Origin of the sequence: Pseudozobellia thermophila, assembly GCF_900141855.1 — a bacterium.
Taxonomy (GTDB): Bacteria; Bacteroidota; Bacteroidia; order Flavobacteriales; family Flavobacteriaceae; genus Pseudozobellia; species Pseudozobellia thermophila.
Genome location: NZ_FQYU01000002.1, coordinates 610,500 through 629,549, shown reverse-complemented (window position 1 = coordinate 629,549; position 19,050 = coordinate 610,500). Strand labels below are relative to the sequence as shown.

Annotated in this window: 12 protein-coding genes; 5 read left to right on the top strand and 7 right to left on the bottom strand. The window is 41.4% G+C overall.

The window, feature by feature from the left end:
• Positions 1 to 2 precede the first annotated feature (2 nt).
• The 7 genes from BUB37_RS08105 to BUB37_RS08075 form a co-directional block, all read right to left on the bottom strand.
• Complete coding sequence (locus tag BUB37_RS08105; protein WP_072991532.1) at positions 3 to 1,208, bottom strand: type III secretion system chaperone family protein; 1,206 nt, start codon at positions 1,206 to 1,208, stop codon at positions 3 to 5.
• A gap of 36 nt (positions 1,209 to 1,244) precedes the next feature.
• The gene (locus BUB37_RS08100; protein ID WP_072992688.1) at positions 1,245 to 1,631 is read right to left on the bottom strand and encodes a hypothetical protein; all 387 of its coding nucleotides are present in this window, start codon (positions 1,629 to 1,631) and stop codon (positions 1,245 to 1,247) included.
• A gap of 70 nt (positions 1,632 to 1,701) precedes the next feature.
• On the bottom strand, positions 1,702 to 3,396 hold the full coding sequence (locus BUB37_RS08095) for a hypothetical protein (protein WP_072991529.1): 1,695 nt from the start codon (positions 3,394 to 3,396) through the stop codon (positions 1,702 to 1,704).
• Positions 3,397 to 3,446: 50 nt separating this feature from the next.
• Positions 3,447 to 4,007, bottom strand: coding sequence for a hypothetical protein (locus tag BUB37_RS08090; RefSeq protein ID WP_139278088.1), 561 nt, complete (start codon positions 4,005 to 4,007; stop codon positions 3,447 to 3,449).
• Between the two features lie 25 nt (positions 4,008 to 4,032).
• Positions 4,033 to 4,245: a hypothetical protein gene (locus tag BUB37_RS08085; protein WP_072991522.1), complete on the bottom strand. Its 213-nt coding sequence runs from the start codon at positions 4,243 to 4,245 to the stop codon at positions 4,033 to 4,035.
• 231 nt (positions 4,246 to 4,476) lie between these two features.
• Complete coding sequence (locus BUB37_RS08080) at positions 4,477 to 5,214, bottom strand: LytR/AlgR family response regulator transcription factor (RefSeq protein WP_072991519.1); 738 nt, start codon at positions 5,212 to 5,214, stop codon at positions 4,477 to 4,479.
• Positions 5,211 to 7,364 (bottom strand): tetratricopeptide repeat protein, encoded by a 2,154-nt coding sequence (locus BUB37_RS08075; protein WP_170863133.1) that lies wholly within the window; start codon positions 7,362 to 7,364, stop codon positions 5,211 to 5,213. Before BUB37_RS08075 ends, BUB37_RS08080 begins: the two co-directional genes overlap by 4 nt.
• 1,025 nt (positions 7,365 to 8,389) lie before the next feature.
• On the opposite strand from BUB37_RS08075, the gene BUB37_RS08070 reads away from it, so the two are divergent.
• The 5 genes from BUB37_RS08070 (at position 8,390) to BUB37_RS08050 (ending at position 19,049) form a co-directional block, all read left to right on the top strand.
• On the top strand, positions 8,390 to 11,146 hold the full coding sequence (locus BUB37_RS08070; RefSeq protein ID WP_072991515.1) for a helix-turn-helix and ligand-binding sensor domain-containing protein: 2,757 nt from the start codon (positions 8,390 to 8,392) through the stop codon (positions 11,144 to 11,146).
• A 235-nt stretch (positions 11,147 to 11,381) separates the two neighbouring features.
• A complete protein-coding gene (locus BUB37_RS08065; protein ID WP_072991511.1) occupies positions 11,382 to 14,414 on the top strand; it encodes a SusC/RagA family TonB-linked outer membrane protein in 3,033 nt (1,010 codons plus the stop codon).
• Positions 14,415 to 14,426: 12 nt separating this feature from the next.
• Positions 14,427 to 15,908, top strand: a complete 1,482-nt coding sequence (locus tag BUB37_RS08060) for a RagB/SusD family nutrient uptake outer membrane protein (protein WP_072991508.1) — start codon at positions 14,427 to 14,429, stop codon at positions 15,906 to 15,908.
• A gap of 30 nt (positions 15,909 to 15,938) precedes the next feature.
• Positions 15,939 to 17,651 (top strand): LamG-like jellyroll fold domain-containing protein, encoded by a 1,713-nt coding sequence (locus BUB37_RS08055; RefSeq protein WP_072991504.1) that lies wholly within the window; start codon positions 15,939 to 15,941, stop codon positions 17,649 to 17,651.
• Positions 17,652 to 17,759: 108 nt separating this feature from the next.
• On the top strand, positions 17,760 to 19,049 hold the full coding sequence (locus BUB37_RS08050; protein ID WP_397459878.1) for a glucoamylase family protein: 1,290 nt from the start codon (positions 17,760 to 17,762) through the stop codon (positions 19,047 to 19,049).
• Position 19,050 lies beyond the last annotated feature (1 nt).

Here is a 19,050-nt window from a genome sequence, read left to right as displayed (position 1 = left end):
GCTTAATTGGTTTTAAGGTTTGCCATGATCTTTTGCATGGCCGCCATAGATTGCTGCATTTGTTCGCCCATAAGTTTTGTAAGGTCCATACCGTAATCGGCATCCATAAAGGTATCTTCCATGATGGCTTGCATGCCCTTTAAAAGGATGGGGGCCGCTTGGCTCCATGGCAAATCACTGGCCTGTGATAGGGCGTCGGTGATGGGTTTGTTGATTTCTTCGTTCACCAAATTGTAAAAGAACATATTGTAAAAACAGGACTGTATAAGATTGGAAGCATCCTCGAATCTGGAGTTGGCGATCATTTCCTGCGCTTCTTCATAATTTTCTTGCCAATTTTCTCTGATGTTTTCCTTTTTTCCGCTGTATTTATAGGGAATAAAGGTTTCTGTCTGATAGAGGTCGGCCATGAATTGCTCCTTAGGGAGTTCTTTCAATTTTTCCAAGGCCGATTTTCCATTCAGCAACCGGTCATGAAATGGTAGCCTACCATCAAAAAGTCCGTCTATCGCCTTTTCCAATAGGGTACGTACATACCCTTGGGGCTCTGCATGAAACTCTATCTTTTTCAAGGTGATGTTCAACATGTACCATGCATTGTTTCCATGCCGTTTTTCCATGTACCGGTCAAATCGTTGAAGGCCATCCGCCAAAATTTTTAGATAATTATCGTAAGCTTCCTGTTTGCTGTTTTCTGGAAAAGGGCTTGTTTTTGGCTCTTGTATGTGGGCTGCACCAAATTTTTCTATAAACTCGTCGTCATAGCTATCTGCGTAATAGCATATTTCCCGAAGCACCCCATAGATTTTGTACGGCTCACAAAGACTTATTGGACATGAAAAGGAAAAATACACCAAATGATTATCCAAGACTATATTGGTCAAATTGAGCGGATACATTCTGAGTTCTGCCAATTTTCGCATCATGGGTACTTTTTTGGCATTTTTTATGTTCAAAAAAGGACATTTGATCAACAGTTCATCAGTTGTTTGGGTAATGGATACCACTACCGACCCATGGGGTATTTCGTAGGTGTCACCTTTTTTTTTACCGGAAAGATGATTCCCGACATAATCCAATAGGGTAGGCACTACCTCGTTATATTGTTTACTGTTAAAAAGAGCTACTGCCTCGTCCCATTTTTCATCCTGCCTTGTCGATGATTTTTTAGGATGTATTGGTGGAAAATACTTGTTGTTTTTGTCCATTATTGTTACGTAATTAATTGGATTACATTATTTATTTTAGGCCGCTAAACTTTTAATTTTGCCCTCCAATTCCTCAAAGGCTTGCTGTTGCGATTTTACCAAGACGGCCTGTTTTATGGCTCCAGTAATCACTTCTAAGATGCTTCTGCGAACCTTTACACTTTTTCCGAAATAGGCATGCATTAGTTTATTGGGAATGATATGGTTTACTTTCACCGTGTTTTCATTCACAAAAAGTAACTTAACAGCGTGCATGCCACTTTTTTTAAGTACAATACATGGTGCCATTTGTCCGCTGGTGTCCGTGCGATGTTCCCAAACATCATATTCTTTTGAACACTCAAAACCGGATTCTTTTTTTAAGACTTTACAGAGTTCGTCTAAAGAATTGTATGGTTGTTTTATTTGAATTAAGTTCTCCATTGGTTGTATGATTTTGGTTATAAATGAAAAGCCACAGATGGTCAAAACCATCTGTGGCGGTAGATTGTTTTTAAAAGTCGGTAAAAGACCGGATTGGCAATACGGTGAAATTTGCAGTGTTTTTAGGAAGGGCTATGGGAGCACTACCCCCTAAAAAAGCTATATAAGCATCATTTGCATTAACTTCTGTAGAAGTCCATACTGTACTAAAAAGGGCGCTTCCTCCATTGGCGAGTATCGTCGGTGCAATGTAATCGTCGTAGTTTATCGCTATTTCATTGAATTCATCCACACTTGGTAAAAACCAATCATCATAACCATTCCAATCCAAATTGGAAATAGTTAATGCGGCAGATGGAATACAACCTGCGGCAATAATTGCCTCAGAATTGGTTTCTCCTGTTCCGATACCACTTCCAGAAGCCCCTGTTAGTATACCTGAACAACCCCAGGCGTTAACGGTTAGACCTGAAATTGCACAAACCAAGCCTTCACTATTGTTACTTGTAGGGTCTATCCAAAAAATAACACCACCATACTTGAATTCCCCAATCTCGTTCAAGTCATTAAGTTCTACGAACGCATTGGCGGAAACTGTTTCAGTACCATTGCTTACCGAAATGGTGGCCAACATATTGGGGTTAGTTTCAAAATCGAAAAGGGTTTCATCCGCTACGGACAATTCACCTGTATTTTGATCTATCGTAAATGCACCAGCCGGATTTTGGAACGTAATGGTATAGGTTAGATTTGAGCCACTGGCCTGTATGGTTCCCACAACATCGCCATTGGAAGGGTTTTCATCAATGGTCAAATCCGTATTTGTGGCAGATACTTCGTCTACATCGTTTAGATTGATGGTGGCCGTGGCCGTAGCTGTTTCCGCACCATCTGTCACTGAAATCTCAGCTGTAATCACGGGGTTGGTCTCAAAATCGAATAGGTTGGGGTCAATTACCGTTAATTCTCCTGTAGCGGCATCAATGGCCATGGCGCCCATGGGTGATTGCGAGGTAAATGAAAACGCTAAAGTACTATTGCTGTTGGCCTGTACCGTTCCTAAAACCTGTCCGTCCGTTGGATTTTCATCAATGGAGACCGTAAGGTCTTGGGCCGTTACTTCAATTACATTCTCAAGGTTCACCGTAACGGTTACCGGATTATCTGCATCTTCAATAGAAACGGTCGCTGTCAATACAGGATTGGTTTCAAAATCGAATAGCGAAGCATCCAATACGGTAAGTTCGCCCGAATTGAAATCAATATCCATAGCGCCGCTCGGTGTCTGGGACGTAATGGCAAAGCCCGAAGCATTGCCAATGGTCTGTAGACTACCGATAACTTGCCCTTCGGCAGGATTTTCATCTACGGTCACCTCTAAATTCTGACCGGAAACCTCATTCACATTATTCAGGTTTATGGTAATGCTTGCCGAATTTTCAGCATTGTCCGCGGTAACGGTTGCCGTAATCGTAGGATGCGTCTCAAAATCGAATAAGGCCGCATTGGCTACAGTAAGTTCTCCAGTAGAACCGTCAATATTCAAAGCTCCCGTAGGTGCTTGCGAGACGATACTAAAATTTGTGGTAGAAACATCGGTTTTTACGGTGCCCACGGGATCACCTTCTTGGGGATTTTCATCTAGGGTTACCTCTAAATCTGACAGTGTTACGGTTACGGCTCCATCATCATCATCATTGTTGCAGGCAACACATAGAAAAAGTAGACTTACGGTTAAGTAAATAGTTTTAAGTTTATTGTTCATGATTGTTTGGGTTAAATAAATTAATTTAATGAAGGAATAGGTTCGGAATTTTAGTAGTCCATTTCAATTAATGAACCGTCTATTTTGTATGAAAAAGTAAAAGAAGTCCCCCCGTTTTCAGGCTGTAGTTTTACTATGTATTGGGCATCACTCACATCACCGTTCTTTGGGTATTTGACAAAGGCCATTTCAAGTCGGGGGTTCTCGATGTCTTTCTCGGCCTTTAATTGCTCACTCGATTTTTCAACGAGTTCTCCTAATTTCCCAAGACTGATTTTTTCACCCAATTGAAACATAAAATCGGCCGCCTTGGTACCCTCTGGTATTTCTAAGGTTACTTCGGAAGTTTGGTTCCAGTTGCCCAACGAGTAGGTCCATTGCCCCATTTTTAAAGATTCAGGGGCATCGGTTACCGTGGTCGAAATGCTATTACCGATCGATTCATTGTATATGATAGTCAATTCGGTATAGTAAGCACTATCCCCAAATTCACTTTTCAGTTCTTTCTCAATACCCGCAAAGCCATCGGCGTTGGCAGGTAGTTTTGCCGTGTTTTCTCCGCAGGAAACCAGCGTTATCGCTATCATTAAAATTACTAGCTGTGTTTTCATTGATATGATTCTTTAAATTGATTGATTATTCCTCTTCTACTCTTCCAAATAGGAAAAACAGCGCGCCACCTGCTAGAATCAATACTGCCCTGAGCCCCCATCCCATGGTACTGCCCCAGCCATCTATCCAAGCAAGTAATCTGATGTTGTAATTAAAAATTGACAAAAGGGCAGAAATTAGGCCCATAGCTGCAAGTACAAGGCCTCCTTGGCCTAGTTTGGATTTGATGTTTTCCATTAATATTTGATATTAATATTTCTTGATAAGCACCATTGGAAAAGTGTGATTTTCAAAGAGGACTTAAGTAAGAAATGGTTTGGTCAGGGTAAAGATGGGGCAATGGCATTTCCTATGAAATAGCCAATCTATTTTCGTGAGCCGGGAATCATTATTCGTGCGAAGTAAGGAAATATGCGTTTTTGGAGAGATAGCTATTTCCGGTGATACTGATCATTGGGGCAATAGTTCTCAATGACTATTGTAATTCAAAAAAGTGGTTATAAAAGCTTCCTTTTTTCGGGAGGAAACAGGAATTTTTTGACCATCTTTTAAATAGATGATGCCCGACTTATCGTATTTGTCTATGAATTTCAAGTTTACCATGAAAGACTGGTGGGGCCTAGTGAAATTGACTTTTTGAAGTTTCTCCTCGTATTCCTTTAATGGTTTGGAAGCCACGTATTTTTTATTATTGGCCAAGTAGAATGTCGTATACCCTTTGTCGGATTCACAGTACAATAATTCTTGCAGGTTTATGACCTGAAAACTGTCGCTAAGCGAAAGAACCAAGGTGGCATCATCTTGATACCAAACCTTTTTTACCGTATTTATTTGCTCTTTTTGTTCGGTAATAGGTAAGGCCTTTATCTTTTTTAAGGCCAAATCCAATTCTTCAACGTCAACAGGTTTTAAAAGATAATCTACGGCACCAGCCTTAAGTGCCTTCAAAGCATATTCTTCATAGGCGGTAATGAATATGGTTTTGAAGCTTAGATGCTCGGTTTGGTCGAGAAAGTCGAATCCAGTACCGTCTGTGAGATTGATATCCAGAAATATCAATTCTGGTTTACAGGCATTCGAGACCACAACGGCCTCCTTGACCGTAGCACATTCACCTATGATTTCTATATTGGTTTCAACCGTTTCCAAAAGATTTATCAAGCCTTTTCTAATATAGGCTTTGTCCTCAACGATAAGTGCCTTCATGAATTCTTTATTATTTTATAGGGAATGATCAAAGTAACTTTGGTTCCTTGCTCATTATATTTTTTTCTATCCTCGACAAATACAGATCCAGGCATGTTGAAATCTTTGGACAAAAGGTTTAGCCGCTCACTGGTAATGGTGGTGGCCAACGACTTCTTTTTTGTATTTGTTTTTTGGAGCATGGCATCTATTCCAACACCATTGTCCGTTATGGTACAGCTTAACTTTTGATTGTTGAAACTAAGGTGAACCTCTATTTCCCGATGTTCTTGATTAATAGAAAATGCATGTTCTATAGCATTTTCAATAAAGGGCTGAATGAGCATGGGAGGAACCAAAAAGAGATTGATATTTATGTTTTCATCCACCACCAAACTATAGTCATAAGGTGAATTGGCGTCCATATTTTGTAAGATCATATAATTGTCTATGGCATCCAATTCTTGAATGAGGGGAACTATTTTGTCCCTTGAATTTTCTAGAACAAGTCGCAGTAGTTTTGAGAACTTTGATAGATAGGTAATTGATTTTTTCTCTTCTTTGTTCAAGATCATGCCCTGCAAGACTGAAAGCGAATTAAATATAAAATGTGGCGTCATTTGTGAGCGCAATAACCTTTGTTCGGTAATAATATTTTGGTTTTTTACTTTAACGTTCTTGTATTTTTGATAGAATACCAAAGAACCTGACAGGATAGAGATAACCAAAATGCCGATAACGGCCCAAAGGTAATTTTGTTTGGTCTTTGCAAGGTCTTGTGAAGTGCTCATTACCGTTTTGGTAAGTTTTAATTCGCGAATACTAGCCGAATCCAATGCCTGCCTGTATTTGTATTCGTATTCCAACTGGGCAATTTTTTCGATATTTTCTTTATTAAAAAGGCTGTCGTTCAATAATTTGAATTGCTGATGACTTTCAAGGGCTTTTTTATAGTTCCCCTTTGCGCTATATATGGTTGCCAATGTTTTGTATACCAATATTTGCTGAGGCAGAAGTTCTAGTTCATTTGCTATTTTTTTTCCGTTCTCGGCGTGTATTAGGGCATTGGAATAATTTTTGAGCGAAGCATAAGTTTTTGCCAATCCAATATGGGCATGGCAACTATAAATCTTATCCTCAATAGATTCACTTATCTCTAAACAAGCTTTATAATGTTTCAAAGCGTTTTTAGGTTGATCCATTAAAAAGTATAAATCCCCAAGTTGAAAATTACCCCCACTTAATTCTGTTTTATCATTGATTTCTTTGCTAAGGTTTATGGATTTTGTCATATACGACAAGGCGTTTTCAAAATCTTTTAAATCTGCATAGACCGCACCCTTGTTGATCAATGTTCTGGAAATCTGTTTCTTATCATCTAATTCCCTATAAATATTTAGTGCAATATCTAGATGGTCAAGAGTTTTGTCGTACTGTTTCAATTCATAATAAACCGCACTTATGTTATAAGAAGAAACGGCAATATCTTCCTTTTCATCATTTGTAATATGTATGCTCAAACACTTATTAAAATAAGTTAGAGCTTCTGTATATCTACCTTGATTAAGGCAAATAGCACCAATGTTATTTAAAATGTCCAGGTTTAATTTTTCCTCACCTAATTGTTCACTTATATCAGCTGCTTTTTTAAACAGGTCGATAGCTTCATCAAAATTTCCTTTTCTGTACCTGGAGGTTCCAATATGATTATACATTTTTGCTTGAACTAATGAGTCACCATTTTTAATGCTTAGTTCAAGTGCTTTCTTATAAAAGTCGGTGGCCTTATCAAATTTACCGTTTAAGTATGCTATTTTTCCCAAAGATGTGTAGGAAGCATAAATACAATCCGGGTCCTTCAGTTCCTTACATATTTCGAAGGCTTTAAGCGTATAGTTTTCGGCATTATCTCGTTCACTGTTTCTTAAGGCATTGTTGCTTAATCTTAGTAGACTATTTGCAGTTCCCTTTTTGTAATTAAGCGCTTTGGCCAAATCATAGGCCTCTTGAGCCTTTTCGTTGGATCGGTTTATATCTGCTGTAGAATAACTTTTAGAAAGCTCGATTAATAAATTAACTTTTACAGTGTCTTTTTTGGTATGAAGTGCCAATTCTTTCTTTAAGCTGTCTATTTTGATTTCCTGGGCTCTTATTGCGCTTGTGATTAACAAAAAAATGAGAATAAAAATTTGAATAGGAGAATTTTGATTCCAAAAAATCGACGTAATTCTATTGACCCCTATGTTGGCTATTTTACATAAGAAATGCATAATTAAAATAAAAAAATTGATACGGCTGGTTTACTCATTTGCTTATTGGCTGAGAGGCTTGACTTAAAACAAAATACGGGTTTTTAATCTCCTTCAGAAAATATAAGCGTAATTTTCTTGGTGGTATACTACTATCAATTTATATGCGTAATGTTTGAATAAATATTTGCAAGGGCAGGATGTTTATTTGTTTCGTAACATGAAATCAATAAATTTTGGAACTTACCCAAACCTTATCCCTAACTTTTGAGCATGGATCCTATCGGGTTTTTGTAGCGTTCCGGCAGATAAGCGTAAAGCAAGAACATGATAGGGCGCAACCTACTCCATTGTTTTCTAAAAATGCCCATGTCTTATTCTAAGGCTCTACTAAATTTGCCTATCTATATTTAATTATCAGAAATAAAGCACCTTACTTTAAGGTTACAAGAATAACGTCAACAATTCAGTTAACAGTTTAATTTTTTGTTTTTATAACTAATTGATAATGAGTTGTGTTTTGGGGTGTGGGTGTAATCTGTCATCCTGACCAAAAAAATCCAATCACGAAGGTGGTTGGATTTTTTCTTTATGAAAACTAAAGGAAGAAGGGGACCGGGGCAAAAAATGATGGACGAAATAGGAATTAATTCATTGGTGGGTTGGTGGAAATGCCTATATTTTTAATCTCTTGTTTATACTGTCTTTGATAGCGTAATGATGTGTCGAGAGTGGTCGTCCCGACAACAAAAACCTCCTTGCCCTAATGCGGAAACGAGGACTAGGTATCGGGTGATGTAAAGATAGCCATTTCTATGTGGATGATATAAGACCTCCTGAAATGGGGATATCCTGGCCTGCCTCTTGCTATACTTCACGTCCACGGCCCATACTATGACGTTACTTCTACTTATCTTTACCCCTCAAAGGGAAAAATAGGTGTTTACATGAGATTGTTTTTCGTCCTGCTTCTAACCATATTCGCCGCATTGTCGCGGTTAAGTGGGCAACATCTTTTGCCGCCGATACACAATTACAAGATTTTCGAGTATAGGGCCGATAGCAAAAACTGGGGCTTGTCGACCAACGGGGCGGGAGAATTGTTTGCGGCCAACAATAGTGGGTTACTTCACTTCAACGGGGAGAAATGGCGGCTTTATAAGCTTCCGGACAACACAACCATCCGTTCCGTGGCCCAGATCAAGGGAAAAATATATACGGGATCTTATGAAGAGCTGGGGTATTGGGAGAAGAATGCCTACGGCCTTCTGGAATATACTTCCCTAACACACCTCATAAGGGACCACACCTTTACCAACGAGGAGTTTTGGCAAATTATACCCTATGGCGATGACGTGCTTTTCCGGTCCTTTAACGGCATATACATCCTTAGGGATAATGAGGTCAAGGTAATCGCCCCCGACGTTGTGGTCAATTATGTTGCCGAATACCGGGGCAGGGTCATGGTTGCTGCCGGACATCACAAATTATACGAACTGGTAGATGATGTGTTGGTACCCTTGGAGGAGCATGAGCTGTTTACCGATAAGGTGATCGTTGGGATGACCGAGATCGAAGAAGGTCTTTTGATAGGCACTAGACGCAACGCCTGTTTTCTTCTGAACGATCAAGGGCTAAGGCATTTTAAGACCCCCATCGATGACCAGTTAAGCCAACATCAGCTCAATCAGATCTTGCCGCTTTCGGAAAGCATGATTGCCTTCGGTACCATAAAGAACGGTATATACCTTTATGATAAGGATAAAGGGAGCGGCCAAGAGGTAAACCGTCAAGTAGGATTGCAAAACAATACCGTGTTGGCCATGACACAGTATAAAGACCAATTATGGGTAGGATTGGACAATGGGATCGATAGGATACAGTTAAACTATCCGCTGACCTATTATACCGATTATACGGGAGCCGTGGGTACGGTGTACGATCTGGCCGTTCATGACAATATTCTATATATGGCCAGTAATACGGGGGTCTATTATTTTAAGAACGATGGCTTGCATTTTGTGGAAGGATCACAAGGTCATGTGTGGGATTTGAATATTACCGATGGCGATCTTTTTTGCGGTCATAACACGGGTACCTATAAAGTAAAAGAAAATAGTTTTGAAAAGATATCGGATATTTCCGGTGGATATCAGATCGTGAAGGTCCCCGAATCCGCCGCCTCTTTTATTCAGGGTACCTATATCGGCTTGTCCAAATACGAAAAGGACGATACCGGTAATTGGATCGTTACCCCGATTGCCGGAATCAACAAACCTGCCAAATACATTTGTTTCGAAGACGCCCATACGCTCTGGATGGCCCACCCTTATAAAGGACTGTATCGGCTCGTACTGAACGACACCTACGACGAGGTGGTCGAAAAAATCGAATTTACGAAAGAGGACATACCTACCAATTACAATGTTAAGGTCTTCAATATTAGAAACCAGATCGCATTGGACATTGAAGGGGTGTGGCATCGGTATGACCCCATTCTGAAAAAAATAGAACTGTTCGACGAGTTTCAGGCCTATAACCATAAAAACCTGGTATACCATGACGATGCGTCTTTTTGGTTTATTGAGAACGAAGGTGTTAAAAAAGTGCTCTTCTCCGATCTAAAGGAGGCCCATTATATCTTGGACGATTTGCAATTGCAAAAACGATTGACCCCCGAGTCGGAAAAAATCGTCAAACTGAACGATTCTACCTATTGTTTCACCCTAAACGACGGTTTTGGAAAACTGAACATATCTGAATTTCGGAAGCATTTTGAGAATTTTGGACTCCAGCAACCGAAGTTGGTGTCGTTTGAGGCCAAGGGAAATACCTATTCTTTGGATAACAATACCTTTGAAATTCCATACAAACTTGCAAGTGACATCACGGTAAACTTTGCGTCGCCCGCCTTGCTCGACGCCAAGTATTATTACGATTTGAAAGGGCCCTTAGACCAAGGGGCCTATTTGGGCAATGGCGAGATCCATTTACAAAACCTACCCTTTGGTTCCTATGAGCTCCATATTTATAGTGTGGGCATAGACAATGAGCGTTCCGAGGCCCATAGCCTGTTTTTTGAGATTGCACCGCCGTGGTATTTTTCCAAATTCAGTATCGGCCTCTATATCTTGGTTTTTATTGCAGCCCTCCTTTTAAGAAGAAAGTACAACAGGTCAAAAATGGAGAAACGGCATAGGGAATTAAAGGCAAAGTTGCTCAAAGACCAAGAAGAACGGTTGGCCAAAAAGGAAAAGGAGGAGCTGGAAAAGGAAATCAAGAAAAAACAAAAGGAACTGGCCCGTATTACCATGAGCATGGCGGAAAAGAACAAGGTGATTCTCGAATTAAAGGAAATGCTACTGGTAAACAAAGGCCAGTTTTCCAATCAAAAACGTTTTACTTCCATTATTAAAAAACTGGATAATTCCATCAATGACGATGAGGATTGGAAACATTTTGAAGTGAACTTTAAGGAGCTTCATGAAGACTTTTTTGAAAACCTGCTGAAGATGTATCCGAAGCTAACGCCCAAAGACCTCAAATTATGTGCTTATCTAAAAATGAACCTTACATCAAAAGAGATAGCTCCCCTTATGGCAATTTCGAATCGGGGGGTGGAGATTCATCGCTATCGGCTTCGAAAAAAATTAGGAATTGACAGTTCACAGAACCTTTCGAACTTCTTAATCAAATTTAACTGACCTTTTTTTGCGGTATTGGTAGTGATGCTTCATGGCACAGACTACATCATTACTACATCATTATGTTAAAACTTAATGTTGGCTTAACATCACGATTACTGCAGGCACCCTTTATATGGGGCGTTTGGGAGGACAGGTGAATGATGTAATTTTTATGTACTTCGTTAAGTCTTCTTATCATGTGCTTATTGGTACTTTGGCAAAAATTCAAACTTAAACTTAAACATTATTCAAAATGAAGAACACATTATTGGCAATGCTGCTTTTTTTGTTTCAAATGGCAATTTATGCACAGGATGGTGTGACGGTGAGGGGCTCTGTGGTCGATACCGGTGGGCAGCCCTTGCCAGGTGCCAGTGTGGTCGTTAAGGGAACCACTACGGGGACACAGACCGATTTTGACGGTAATTTTACCTTGCAAAACGTTGCTTCCGATGACGTGATATCGGTAAGCTACATAGGATTTGTTACCCAGGAAGTAGCTCTTGATGGAAGAACGTCCGTATCGGTGACCATGGAAGAGGATACCCAAACGTTGGACGAAGTAGTGGTCGTGGGGTATGGTACGGCTCAAAAAAGGGACTTGACGGGATCTATTGTAAGTGTTAAGGGAGGAGAGGTCGCAGATAAACCGGCGGCAAACCCTGTTGCTTCCCTGCAAGGTAAGGTTTCTGGCCTAACAGTGGTAAATACTGGTACGCTTGGCGGGACTCCCGATGTTAGAATTAGAGGAACAAGTAGTCGCTACAATGTAAGTCCTCTGTATGTAGTCGATGGAATTTTTGCCGACAATATCAACTTCGTTAACCCCAATGATATTGAATCGATCGAGGTTTTAAAAGATGCTTCTTCTTTGGCCATTTTTGGGGTAAGAGGCGCAAATGGTGTAATTATTGTCACCACCAAAAAAGCAAAAAATGGGGAATTTACCATAAATCTTAATTCTTCAACGGGTGTTAAACGGATTTCCGATGTACCCGATATGGCCGATGCCACACTTTTTAAAGAGCTTTATAACGAACAGTTGGCAAATGAAGGGGCAGCGCCCTTTTCGTATTACGATGTGTTTACCGGGGACACGGATTGGGTAAAGCGTATTACGAATAAATCGGCAATGATACAGACCTATAATTTAAGTCTACAAAACGCAACCGAAAAGAATAAACTGTCGTTTGGCTTGGGCTATCGTTCAGAAGAGGGCCTGATCAAAAACGAGGAGATGAAAAGAATAACCCTAAACCTGAACAACCAATACGATTTGTCGGATAACTTTAGGATGGGAATTACCATAAACGGATTACGGGACAAGCTTCCTAATACAGGTTCATACAGTTCGGCCTTAAACGCTACTCCTATAGTTGATCCCATACATTATGATTCCCGTCCAGAATACGATGGTCTGTTTAACCAGTTACCTACCGAAATTGGAGGTCCGCAAATTGGTAACCCGGCCTTGGTCGCGGAAGTGACAAAAAATAAGGCCATCGCTGAGCGGTATCGTTTTGTTGGCAGCGTATTTGCCGAAGTGGATTTTCTAAAACGCTTTACCTTTAAGGCAAGCGTATACGGAGACTATAATAATTACCGGTCAAGGTCTTATACTCCGATTGTACCTATTTATGTATCGGAAACAGATGAAATAGCCAACTTTAATGGAAACCAATTAACGAGGGTAAACCAGTCCAGTAGTGTTGCATTTAATTTTCAACAAGACTACCTGCTTTCCTATAAAAATGATTTCGGAAAACACAATCTAAATACAGTTGTTGGTTTTACAAGTACCGATATTTACTATGAAGGTATCTCGGGAAGCGTGGCACATGATCCTAGTTCGACAGTGGGTATAATTCCCGACGATGAAAGGTTTTGGTATTTAGATGTGTATCCTTACGGCGATTCGTCTACAAGGGTCTCGGATTCGGATGAATACGATAGGGCCACTTCTTCGTTTTTGGCAAGGGCCTTGTACAATTACGACAGCAAATATTTATTGAACGCCTCTTATCGTAGGGATGCCACTTCACAATTGGCACCTGACAACAGGGCACAGGACTTTTGGTCTTTGGGAGCGGGTTGGGTGGCTACCCAAGAAGGCTTTATGAATGATTTAGGACCCTTGAGTTACTTAAAGGTAAAGGGCTCTATGGGTGAATTGGGGAACCAAGTATTGCCCGGAGGCACAAACTATCCATACTACCCAGGGGTAGACGAAGGAGCTACGGCCATATTTGGAGATCAAGTTATCGCAGGTTTTGTTCAACGATTTGAAGAAAACCCAGATTTAAAATGGGAGACCGTTAAAATGTGGGAACTCGGCCTTGAAACAAGATGGCTTGATAACAGATTTACATTAAATGCCAACTACTACAATAGAAAAACAGAGGATTTGTTAGTGTATGTAAATACTGGTGTCCAGACATTTTTCGACAATTTTGGAGAGATCAGCAATAAGGGTTTTGAGTTTGAAACTTCGTGGAGCGATAATCTTTCGGATGATTTCAGCTATTCTGTTGGTGGAAATGTAACAACTATTGACAATGAGGTGTTGTCAACCTTTGAAGATGCCCCTATTTATGCCAATGGAACTGCATCAAGAACCATTACCGGAGAACCCATTGGTAGTTTCTACGGTTATATCGTAGACGGGATCTATCAATCAAACGCAGACATCGCTTCATTGCCTACAAGCACCTTGGGAACCTATGCCCCGGGCGATTTTAAGTATAGGGATGTTAATGGTGATGGGGAGATTACCCCGGATGATAGAACTACCATAGGTAATCCAACGCCCGATTTTACTTATGGCCTATATGTGAATTTAGATTATAAGAATTTTTACTTGAACCTTGATTTTCAAGGTGTTTATGGTAACGAAGTCTATCGTAATTGGGGCAATGGAAATTCATTTGCCCAATTTAACTACAGAACGGATAGGGTTAATGGATGGAATGGTTCGGGATCATCGAATTGGGAGCCCAGATTGTATTCTACGGATTATAATAGATTTCCTTCCACATATATGATCGAGGATGGTAGTTACTTTAGGATTCGGAACGTTCAATTGGGCTATTCATTTGATCATCAAATCCTGGAAAAATTAAAAGTACAGCAAGTAAAGCTATCTGCTAATTTTCAGAACCTCTATACATGGAAGAATACTTCTGGTTTTTCACCGGAAGCGGGCGGATCGCCAACATCTTTTGGTGTAGACTCTGGAGGATATCCCCTACCGGTAATATCTACGCTTGGACTCAGCTTAACATTTTAAAAAAAATATACTATGGACTACATAAAACTCATAAAAAAATATAACCTGTATTTTTTGGCAGGTCTACTGTTCGTAGTCGTTTCTTGCGATGACGATCTATTGGATAAGTTGCCTTTGGGCGAGGTTGCGACAAATGAAGAATTGGGCGTGGGAGGTCAAGAAGCCGCGGTTTTTGGTATTTATTCAAAAACAAGGACTACAAGTGTAGGGGGATGGAGCCGATTGTGGTTTGGCAGTATCCGATCAGACGATGCGGAAAAGGGAAGTACGGCATCGGATGCAGCGGCTAATGGTAATGCCTTTAATGATTTTCAGTATGTCGCTACCAATGGCTTAAATACAGAGTGGTGGAATGGACATTACGAAGTTATTTTTGCTTGTAATGAAGTAATCAATAATATAGAAAGCCAAGGTTTAACGGATGAGGGAAGCCTTATTAATGATGCCGAAGCAAGGGCGATTAGGGCATTGATGTACTTCGAACTAAGGAGGGATTATGGCGAAGTGCCGATAATTACGGCCACCATCGACGTCCCTTCCGACGCCTTTGCCCCAAAATCGTCCGTAGCCGATGTTGATCAGTTTATTATCGATGATTTAAAGATAGCCGAAGAAAACCTGCCCCTTACCTGGCCAGGTTTTCCAGGAAGGGCGACCTCAGGCTTTGCCAAATCCCTTTTGGGCAAATTGTACCTATATCAAGAAGATTGGAACAATGCCTACGATAAATTGAAGGAAGTTATCGATTCCCAGGTATACGCATTAGATCCCAGTTTGATCAATTTATTTGAAAAGGGAGGTAATAACGGTGTCGAGTCAATTTTTGAAATTCAGCAAACCATTACTGAAAATGGAGAGCAATATGCCAACATATACTTTGTTAGCCAGGGGGTTAGGGGTACAGGAGAATGGAACCTTGGTTGGGGATTCAATGTTCCGACCCAGGATCTTGTCGATGCCTTTGAACCCGGAGACTTAAGAAAAACAAATACCATACTGGTATCGGGTGAAGAAGATGGTGGCTTTGGCGGGGGAATATTACCAGAGTCTCCCCCATTGGCACAAAAATATTGGAACAAAAAAGCTTATACCATGGCCGATATGCGTCAAGAGTATGGTGTAAACGGAAACAGATGGGAAAACATTAAAATTTTCAGATATGCCGATGTTTTGCTTATGGCGGCCGAAGCAGGTAATGAATCCGGTGCAATCTCATCGGCCGATGTGGCCGATTTGATAAACCAAATTAGGTCTAGGGCCGGTCTTCCCAATACTACCGCTTCTACTCGAAGCGAACTTAGGGATGCCATTAAACAGGAAAGACGTGTTGAATTGGCTATGGAAGAGTCTAGATTTTACGATTTAGTGCGTTGGGGAGATGCTTCCGAAGTACTTGGTGGTTTAGGCTATCTGCCCAAACACGCACTGTATCCAATTCCTCAAGAGGCAATTGATCAATCGGGAGGGGTTATTACCCAAAATTCCGACTATTAATACCTGACCATTAATATTAATATAGAAAAAATGAAAAATACATATTTAAAGTATATAGGCATGCTGGTCGTGGGCATATTGTTTTTCAATTGCCAAGATTTGGATCGGCCCGAGTTTAGTGATTTTCTCTATGACGGACCTGTGATCACACTGTCATCACCTAGTCCCGAAGGGTCTACGATTATCAGTTCGGTAGAGGAGGTGGCCCCAATAACCATTAGTTTTCAGGTTGAAGACGACCTCGGTATAGCGAATATTACGGTAGACTTGGATGGGCAGGAAATTCTAAACATAAATGAATTTTCAGATAATAAATTGTTCAATATTGATGACTTGACACAAGATGTAAGTACAGGAAGCCATACATTGACAATTACGGCTACCGATATTGATGATGTTGTGGTGACCGAAACAACAACGTTCGAAAAAATTGAGGTGCCTCCTTACACTCCAATGTTCGACGGAGAAATGTTTTACATGGCTTTTGATGGCAATTATTCTGAAGCAATAAGCGGAAGTGATGCTACGGCGGTAGGCTCCCCCGGATTTGATACCGGGGTTGTAGGGCAAGCCTATAAGGGTGGCGCGGATTCTCATCTAACGTTCCCGTCCGCTGGCCTTTTGGGAAATGAATTCAGTGCTACGTTCTGGCTAAAGATAGACGCCTCCGATACCCGGGCGGGCATAATCAATATAGCCCCGGCAGACCCTTCAAGTCCGTCCGATAAACCGAGCGGGTTCGGATTGATCCGCGAAGGCAGCGAGACCTCCCAAAAGTTTATACTTCTCGTGGGTAACGGAACCAATGCTACATGGATAAACCCGGGAGACCCTGCCACTATCGATCCTACCGAAGATCAATGGGTACACTTCGGAATCTCCATTTCCGAAACTAATGCCGCCCTCTATATGAACGGTGAATTGGTAGGGGAAAGTGATTTTCCCGGAATAGATTGGACAGGTGTAGAGGACTTGGTTATAATGTCGGGTGATCCCAACTTCTCTGGATGGAGCCATAAAACGGAGAAAGGGCAGATTGATGAATTAAGGATATTTAATAAAGCATTGACCAAAAACGAGATACAGGCGGTTGTGCTTAAAGACCAAGCCGTTTTTTCTATGGATTTTAATACGGGTTACCAAGATGGGGTAAGCGGAAATGATGCTACGGCGGTAGGCGCCCCCGGATTTGATACCGGGGTTGTAGGGCAAGCCTATAAGGGTGCCGCGGATTCTTATCTAACGTTCCCGTCCGCTGGCCTTTTGGGAAATGAATTCAGTGCTACGTTCTGGCTAAAGATAGACGCCTCCGATACCCGGGCGGGCATAATCAATATAGCCCCGGCAGACCCTTCAAGTCCGTCCGATAAACCGAGTGGGTTCGGATTGATCCGCGAAGGCAGCGAGACCTCCCAAAAGTTTATACTTCTCGTGGGTAACGGAACCAATGCTACATGGATAAACCCGGGAGACCCTGCCACTATCGATCCTACCGAGGATCAATGGGTACACTTCGGAATCTCCATTTCCGAAACTAATGCCGCCCTCTATATGAACGGTGCATTGGTAGGGGAAAGCGATTTTCCCGGAATAGATTGGACAGGTGTAGGGGACTTGGTTATAATGTCGGGTAATCCCAACTTCTCTGGATGGAGCCATAAAACGGAGAAAGGGCAAATGGATGAATTGTATATATACAATAAAGCATTGACCCCTGAAGAGATCCAGGCCCTAATGGATTAATAGCTTGTTGAAGGATTTAAGTTAATGGTATTTATGAGATTTATCTTCATTGCAATGGCCGTTACAAGTTTGTTAGTCGGTTGTAACGGCCATTCTTCTAAAAAGAAAATGGTAGAGTCGGAAACGAAGGCCGATACCTCATACCTGTCCAATAACGAACAGTTGATGGATACGGTACAAAAACAGACCTTCGACTACTTTTGGGAAGGGGCCGAACCCGTTTCGGGCCTTGCTCGCGAACGTATTCATTTAGACAGTATTTATCCGGCCCATGACAAGGATATTATCACTATTGGCGGTTCGGGTTTCGGACTTATGGCTATTCTTGTAGGGGTAGAGCGGGGTTTTATAACCCGCGAACAAGCCTTGGAGCGCTATGAAAAGGCGATCGACTTTTTGGAAAAGGCGGACCGTTTTCACGGGGCATGGCCCCATTGGTTGCTGCCCTCGGGAAAAGTGACGCCCTTTAGTGCCAAGGACGACGGGGGAGACCTGGTTGAAACGGCCTTTTTGGTTCAGGGAATGCTTACCGTTCAGGAATATTTTAAGGAAGGGAACGAGAGGGAAAAAGCACTGGCCAATAAAATTCAAAAACTTTGGGAAGAAGTGGAATGGGACTGGTATACCCAAGGAGGACAAAATGTCCTGTATTGGCATTGGTCGCCCAACTTTGGCTGGGACATGAACTTTCCCGTCGGTGGCTATAACGAGGCCTTGATAATGTACATATTGGCAGCTGCCTCACCTACCCACCCCATCAAGAAGGAAGTGTATGAACAAGGTTGGGCAAGAAACGGGGCAATCAAAAAGGACACTGTTTTTTATGGACTGCCCACCATCCTTGATCATTACGAGCACGATGCCTCGCCGGTCGGTCCCATGTTCTGGGCTCATTATTCGTATCTTGGACTAGATCCCAACGGACTTGTTGATCAATATGGCGATTACGAAAAGCTGAATGTCAACCACGCCTTGATACAGTACAAATATGCTGTTGACAATCCCAAGGGATATAAGGGTTATGGTGAAAATTGTTGGGGACTGACCTCTAGCTATTCCATTGATGGTTATGCCGGTCATAGGCCCGATAACGATTTAAGTGTAATTTCTCCAACAGCGGCGCTTTCATCCATGCCGTATACGCCCAAGGAGAGTATGCAGTTCTTAAGGTATATGTATAAGGAACAGGATTCCTTGATCGGTAAATACGGACCTTTTGATGCCTTTAGTCTCGAAAAGAAATGGTACCTGCCCAGATATTTGGCCATAGATCAAGGCCCCATTCCTGTAATGATAGAGAATTATAGAACAGGACTATTCTGGAAGTTGTTCATGAAAAATGAGGAGGTCCAAGCAGGATTACGTAAGCTGGGATTCAACTCTCCCTATTTAAATTAGT